The organism is Vibrio sp. Vb0888, assembly GCF_033338835.1.
Lineage (GTDB): Bacteria > Pseudomonadota > Gammaproteobacteria > Enterobacterales > Vibrionaceae > Vibrio > Vibrio alginolyticus.
In genome coordinates, this window is record NZ_JAWOTL010000040.1 from 1 (window position 1) to 6,368 (window position 6,368).

5 protein-coding genes and 4 tRNA genes are annotated in these 6,368 nt (G+C 42.6%); 3 read left to right on the forward strand and 6 right to left on the reverse strand.

Going from position 1 to position 6,368, the window contains the following annotated elements; translation table 11 throughout:
- Positions 1-180 precede the first annotated feature (180 nt).
- The 4 genes from R7P72_RS23420 to R7P72_RS23435 form a co-directional block, all read right to left on the reverse strand.
- A tRNA-Thr gene (locus R7P72_RS23420) sits at positions 181-256 on the reverse strand.
- A gap of 13 nt (positions 257-269) precedes the next feature.
- A tRNA-Gly gene (locus tag R7P72_RS23425) sits at positions 270-344 on the reverse strand.
- A gap of 35 nt (positions 345-379) precedes the next feature.
- Positions 380-464: transfer RNA gene (locus R7P72_RS23430), tRNA-Tyr, on the reverse strand.
- Between the two features lie 36 nt (positions 465-500).
- A tRNA-Thr gene (locus R7P72_RS23435) sits at positions 501-576 on the reverse strand.
- A 205-nt stretch (positions 577-781) separates the two neighbouring features.
- Here R7P72_RS23435 and coaA point away from each other — a divergent pair.
- Positions 782-1,705, forward strand: coding sequence for a type I pantothenate kinase (coaA, locus tag R7P72_RS23440; protein WP_005388683.1), 924 nt, complete (start codon positions 782-784; stop codon positions 1,703-1,705).
- A 7-nt stretch (positions 1,706-1,712) separates the two neighbouring features.
- Here coaA and birA read toward each other — a convergent pair whose 3' ends face one another.
- Positions 1,713-2,678 (reverse strand): bifunctional biotin--[acetyl-CoA-carboxylase] ligase/biotin operon repressor BirA, encoded by a 966-nt coding sequence (gene birA, locus R7P72_RS23445; RefSeq protein WP_005373054.1) that lies wholly within the window; start codon positions 2,676-2,678, stop codon positions 1,713-1,715.
- Positions 2,675-3,718, reverse strand: coding sequence for a UDP-N-acetylmuramate dehydrogenase (murB, locus tag R7P72_RS23450; protein WP_132937404.1), 1,044 nt, complete (start codon positions 3,716-3,718; stop codon positions 2,675-2,677). Before murB ends, birA begins: the two co-directional genes overlap by 4 nt.
- 101 nt (positions 3,719-3,819) lie before the next feature.
- Here murB and R7P72_RS23455 point away from each other — a divergent pair, with 101 nt between their 5' ends.
- Both R7P72_RS23455 and pssA read left to right on the forward strand, forming a co-directional pair.
- Positions 3,820-4,251, forward strand: coding sequence for a GNAT family N-acetyltransferase (locus R7P72_RS23455; RefSeq protein ID WP_031781233.1), 432 nt, complete (start codon positions 3,820-3,822; stop codon positions 4,249-4,251).
- A 71-nt stretch (positions 4,252-4,322) separates the two neighbouring features.
- Positions 4,323-5,663 carry a CDP-diacylglycerol--serine O-phosphatidyltransferase gene (gene pssA, locus R7P72_RS23460; RefSeq protein ID WP_005388686.1) on the forward strand — a complete coding sequence of 447 codons (1,341 nt, stop codon included), beginning with the start codon at positions 4,323-4,325 and terminating at the stop codon, positions 5,661-5,663.
- The last annotated feature ends 705 nt before the right edge of the window (positions 5,664-6,368 follow it).

Here is a 6,368-nt window from a genome sequence, read left to right on the forward strand (position 1 = left end):
TGTTTTACCGTGGTCAACGTGGCCGATAGTACCAACGTTAACGTGCGGTTTCGTACGTTCAAATTTTTCTTTAGACATGAGTGGTCCCTCTAGGTACGGATTTAGGTGGCCCAAATTGACCACGCAACCAAAAAAAGATAATTGGTAAATCTAATATCAAAAGGAAATAAACTTGAGAGCTGGTGCTGATAGGCAGACTCGAACTGCCGACCTCATCCTTACCAAGGATGCGCTCTACCACCTGAGCTATATCAGCACTCAAATTAGAGTGGAGCGGGCAGCGGGAATCGAACCCGCATCATCAGCTTGGAAGGCTGAGGTAATAGCCATTATACGATGCCCGCAACACGTAACTCTGAGAGCTATTTCCTAAAGAATATGGTGGAGGGGGACGGATTCGAACCATCGAAGGCAGTGCCGGCAGATTTACAGTCTGCTCCCTTTGGCCACTCGGGAACCCCTCCAAATTTTCAAGCCATTCAGACTACTAAAGGAAAGAATGGTGCCGACTACCGGAATCGAACTGGTGACCTACTGATTACAAGTCAGTTGCTCTACCTACTGAGCTAAGTCGGCATAAGTGGTGCGCATTCTATTGAATGATTTTCTAGGTTGCAATAGTAATTTGAAAAAAAATCATAAATTTCGATTTTTTAGATTCGTTTGCTGCAAATTCGTACAAACTTAGCTTTTTTAAAGTAAACTTCGACCTTTGTCGTTTGCTTTGAAGTTCGCTTGATGTATGTTCTTGCTTCTATTAAACCAAGGATAAAAGAGACCCATGAGTCCATTTTTGTCATTTGACCGTGCAAATTGGGCCGAGTTAAGAAACTCTGTACCGATGACACTTTCTGAAGACGACTTGACTGCGCTTCAGGGCATTAATGAAAACCTAACCATGGAGGAAGCGGTAGAGATCTACCTTCCTTTGTCTCGTCTTTTGAATCTGTATGTCCAGGCTCGTCAAAGCCGCAATTCCGTATTACAACAATTCTTAAATACAGAGGAACATGCTCCCCCTTTCGTAATTGGTATCGCTGGCAGTGTTGCTGTAGGCAAAAGTACGACTGCTCGTATTCTAACGGCATTGCTTTCTCGTTGGGAGAATCATCCCAAAGTGTCCTTGGTTACAACAGATGGCTTCCTATATCCGAAAAAAGTACTAGAAGAACGCGGTATCATGCATCGTAAAGGCTTCCCAGAATCCTATGATATCAAGCGCTTAGTCGAGTTCATGTCTGACGTAAAGGCAGGAAAGCCCGATCTTGAAGTACCCATCTACTCTCACATCACGTATGACATTACTGATGAACTAAGGAAAGTGGATAGACCAGATGTTCTTATTATTGAAGGTTTAAACGTTCTGCAAAGTGGAATGGACTATCCACATGACCCGCATCGTGTCTTCGTCTCTGACTTTTTAGATTTTTCAATTTATGTCGACGCAGAAACAGAAACCATTGAACATTGGTATGTAGAACGCTTTTTAAAGTTTCGCCAAGGGGCCTTTACGAAACCAGGCTCTTATTTTAGCCACTACACACAACTCTCTGTCGATGACGCAAAGAAAAAAGCGAAGCAAATTTGGCATGATATTAATGGGCTCAATTTAGAATTGAATATTCTTCCAACTCGTGAGAGAGCCCACTTGATTCTACACAAAGGCGTTAACCACTTAGTTGATAAAGTTTCGTTGCGAAAGTAATCGAAGATTAGTCACTTTTACGCAACGAGATTTCACCACCAATATAAGTCTCTAGTCCTTGGGAGGTTTCGATTAATATTCCACCTTGATGATCGATGCCTCGAACGACGCCATATACCTCTCTAGGACCAATAAGCAGTTTGACCTGACGATTAAGGAAATTGTCTAACCGATTCCAACGTTCGATAAAGCCAGTAAGTCCTTTCATTTCATATTCGACAAGTGCGGAATTCCAATGCTTGATAAGTGTCATTGCTAGAACATTTCTATCGATCTTGAGACTCTGATTTACTTGGTTCAACGTGGTCCATGGCTGGTCAATCTCAGGCTGGTCGTCAGGCATTCCAATATTCAGGCCCATCCCAATCACTAGATGAGCAGCCCCACCGGCCTGACCCGACATTTCAACCAAGATTCCGGCCAGTTTTTTATCTTGATAATACAAGTCATTCGGCCACTTGAGTTTAACACCTTGCATGCCTACTTCTTCCAAAGCTTCCACTGCGGCAATCCCAATCACCAAGCTCAAGCCCATTGCCGCAGCCATTCCTGCATCCAGTCGCCAATACATAGAGAGATATAAGTTAGAGCCAAACGGTGAGACCCATTGTCTACCGCGGCGACCACGCCCTTGTGCTTGATATTCAGCAATACAAACACGGCCCTTTTCCGAATCCGCGACTCTGTCGAGCAAATATTGATTCGTTGAGTCAATCACAGGGACGAGTTCAACAAGTGACTCCGAGCTAGTGGTAAGGAGAGTCTCGTCTAACAACTGCAATGGTGAGGCTAATTGGTAACCGCGCCCTTGCACTCGATAAATATCAATACCCCATTCACTAAGACCTTTAATGTGCTTAGCGATTGCCGCTCTAGAAACATTAAGATCGTCGCCCAACGCTTCTCCTGAATGAAACTCTCCATCACTTAATAACTTTAGAATATGAAGTTTCGTAGAGTGATCTTTTCTCATCTAGATGCCTCGATCTGAGCCAAATTGGTCTCCCCGGTACGATTGAGAAAGCGTACTTCATGCTCAAGTATGATTTGGTATTTGTCCCATACTGTATGCTTCACTAAAGAAGCAAGCGCGACAATGTCATCAGCACTACAATTATCTATGTTGGTCAAAACCAAAGCTTGCATAGGGTTGACCTGCGCACCGTGTACAGACTTCCCTTTTAATCCACACTGATCAATAAGCCAACCAGCAGCAATTTTCATTCCTCCTGAAGCTGGGTAGGCCACTACGTTAGGGTATTTTTTTGTTAGTCGATCATAGTGATCTTCTGTGATCACTGGGTTTTTAAAGAAACTACCTGCGTTACCTATCTTGGTTGGATCTGGCAGTTTTGCCTTTCGCACTTGGCATACTCGTTCGAAGATAGAAGCAGGGCTGAGTTGTTCTTCTGGGATACTTTGTAAAGGACCGTACTGGTTAATCGGCTGCCATTGCTTCGCCAACTTAAGCCCTAATGCGGTGATAAAGCACTTTCCGTGCAACGCATGTTTAAATATGGAATCCCTATAGGCAAACTCACAGTCTTGGGCGTGCATTCTTTTGTTTTCAAACGTAGTTAGATCAAGAACATCTACATAATCACAGATGTCTTTTAGCTCTAGGCCATACGCACCAATGTTCTGAATAGGAGCCGAGCCAGCACAACCTGGAATCAAAGCTAAGTTCTCGATCCCACCGATCCCCTGATTCACACACCAGGAAACCAATTCAGGCCAATCTTCACCACCGGCAATATGTAATAGGTAGTGCTCATCCGTTTCCGTGACTTCTTTACCCATGATTCGATTAACAATCACTAATCCCTCAAAATGTTCTGTAAAAAGAACATTACTTCCTTTACCTAAAAAAAGTTTCGGTAAATGGGTGAATCTTGGGTTTTGAAATAGCTCAATAACATCTTCAAGCGACTCAACGATAGCTAAATAGGAACACGATTGTTCAATTCCAAAAGTATGGTAAGCCTTTAGGCTCGCATTTGTTTTAATTTGCATAGTAGGTTTGCAACACCAGATAAGATTCTCTTAAACTGTCGACATTCTACATTAGTTATCTTTTAACCGCAGTGACAATACCAGACTCATTAATCATAGAAGTGTTAAATCCCATCAAGCTCCCCCTCATTAAGAAACTATACAAGGCGTATTACCCTGCGGGTCGAGCCAAAAAAGATGAATTGATCATTACAGCAAGCCATAAAGGTGAAATCATTGCGTTACTACGTTTAAAAAGTGTAGATAAAGTTCGTCTATTGACAGGAATGTTGGTCATTCCGAAAGTTAGGGGAACAGGGATTGGAAAAGAACTACTAACTCATTGTAAAAACAATGTTTTCACTGATGGCGATTATTGCTTCGCGTTTACACATCTCGAATCCTATTATTCCAAGCATGGATTCACAACAATTGATTGCTCTGAGCTACCACACCCGCTAAAAATGGCATTTCAACGTTATGTAGATAGCGGTAAAGATCTCATTCCAATGCAATTCATCTCTTCAACGACATCAAAACGCGTGCTTTTGTAGCCAGGTAAATCATATCTTTGATAAAATGGCAGGTTCGCAATATTGCACTAAACTAAGGTACTCATACCGATATGATAGTAAGTAGGAATCCATTCGAACAGTTGCCAAGTCTCGCTGTCAATCCGGAAGACTTTGATGTTCTGTATTCAGCAGAATCATTCAGAACCCGTCTTTTAGATGCTATCAGCAAAGCAACGTCGCGAATTTACCTAGTCGCTCTATATCTGGAAGATGATGAAGCTGGACGTGAAATTCTCACTGCGCTTTATGAAGCGAAACAGCGCAATCCTGGGTTGGACATCAATATCTGTGTCGACTGGCATCGAGCGCAGCGTGGCCTGATTGGTGCGGAGACATCTGAGGGTAATTCAGCGCTTTACAAAGCATATGCCAGCAAATACCAACACCCAATCCCTGTCTATGGCATACCAGTGCGTGGCAGAGAAGTTTTTGGGGTACTGCATTTAAAAGGCTTCATTGTCGATGATACTGTTATCTACAGTGGGGCGAGCTTAAATAACGTTTATCTCCATTATCATGAACGTTATCGATTTGATCGTTACCATGTGATTCGACATGAATCTTTAGCGAATTCAATGGTGCAATTCATTCAGGAAGAAATGATTGCTCACCCTGCCGTTAATGATCTTGCAGGAAAAGATAAGCCAGAAACCAAAGAAATAAAGTCGGCGATTCGCCAACTGAGGGCTTCTCTTGCTCAAGCCAACTATAAGTTTGAAGACCAAGCTGCAACAGAAGAAAGTGTAAAAGTCACTCCGTTAGTTGGGCTAGGCAAACGCCGTAATCTGCTCAATCAACAGATTGTAAAGTTATTGGCAGCAGCCCAAGACGAAATTTTCATTTGTACGCCTTACTTTAACTTCCCTAAAGCACTTCATCGTGAAGTGAAACGAGCCATGAAGCGTGGTGTGAAAGTAACTATTGTTGTGGGTGATAAAACCGCCAACGACTTTTACATTGCACCCGAGGAAGACTTTAAAACCATTGGCGGACTTCCATATCTTTACGAAGTGAATTTGCGTCGCTTTGCGAAAGCCAATGAAGCGAATATCGCCGCACGTAAATTGTCAATTCACCTATGGAAGCATGACAATAACAGCTTCCACCTTAAGGGTATTTGGGTTGATAAACGCTATATGCTACTTACTGGGAATAACCTAAACCCACGTGCTTGGTCACTCGACCTAGAAAATGGGCTACTCATACAAGACAATTATGCGAAGCTCACTGAGAAGTTTGAAGACGAAGTTTCGCGTATTCTTGAGCATACTCACCTTATCTGTACTTATAAGCAATTAGAGAAAGTAGAAGACTATCCTATAGGGGTACAGCGACTGGTCAGAAAAATTACCCGCCTAAAGGCAGATGGTGTTTTAAAACGTATTCTTTAGACATCATTTCTCGCTCTAAAGTACGTCGAGATTTTTATACTAAGCCAACCGCTTTAGCAGTTGGCTTTTTCATATAATCCATTTGGAATACTTAACTATTTTCTAGTACCGCTAGTGAGCACATAACCACTTAGATCTAGAGCGACTCTCTTAATGGGTTTGAGCTTTGACGTTTGTGAGTATTCCGCATAGCTTACAGCCTCGAGCTAAGCTACCCCTCTCTGTTTTGGCGCTTCTTACCCCTTGGCGATATATTTTTTCTGAGACTCATCAAATGTTCAGCGTCGAAAATCATCACCTCGCTAATGAAGAGCTCCTTCAATCTTTCACCTTCCAATTCTTTTCAAGTCGTTTGATTTTTGAGCCAGGAGAGATTGGGGGTATATATGACGCTTTTCTGGATTATGTGCACAGTTCGTTTTTTCTTTCTCATCAAGATTCAAGCCGTTGAACGCCTTTGAATACCATAGATTACTTAGGTTTGTTTGTAGGTCATATTGTCTTTCCACAGCATCAACGGCCTATATTAATTAAAGCCTAGTGTGTAATCACGCAAAGTTCACTTAGTAGGGATTATGGGGAGTAGTCTAATTAGGTGTAAACACACTTCAGGGAAACGCCGCAGTAGAAACGAAAAAAGCCTCAGTCTTTCGACTGAGGCTTAATATAAGTGGCGGAGTGGACGGGACTCGAACCCGCGACCCC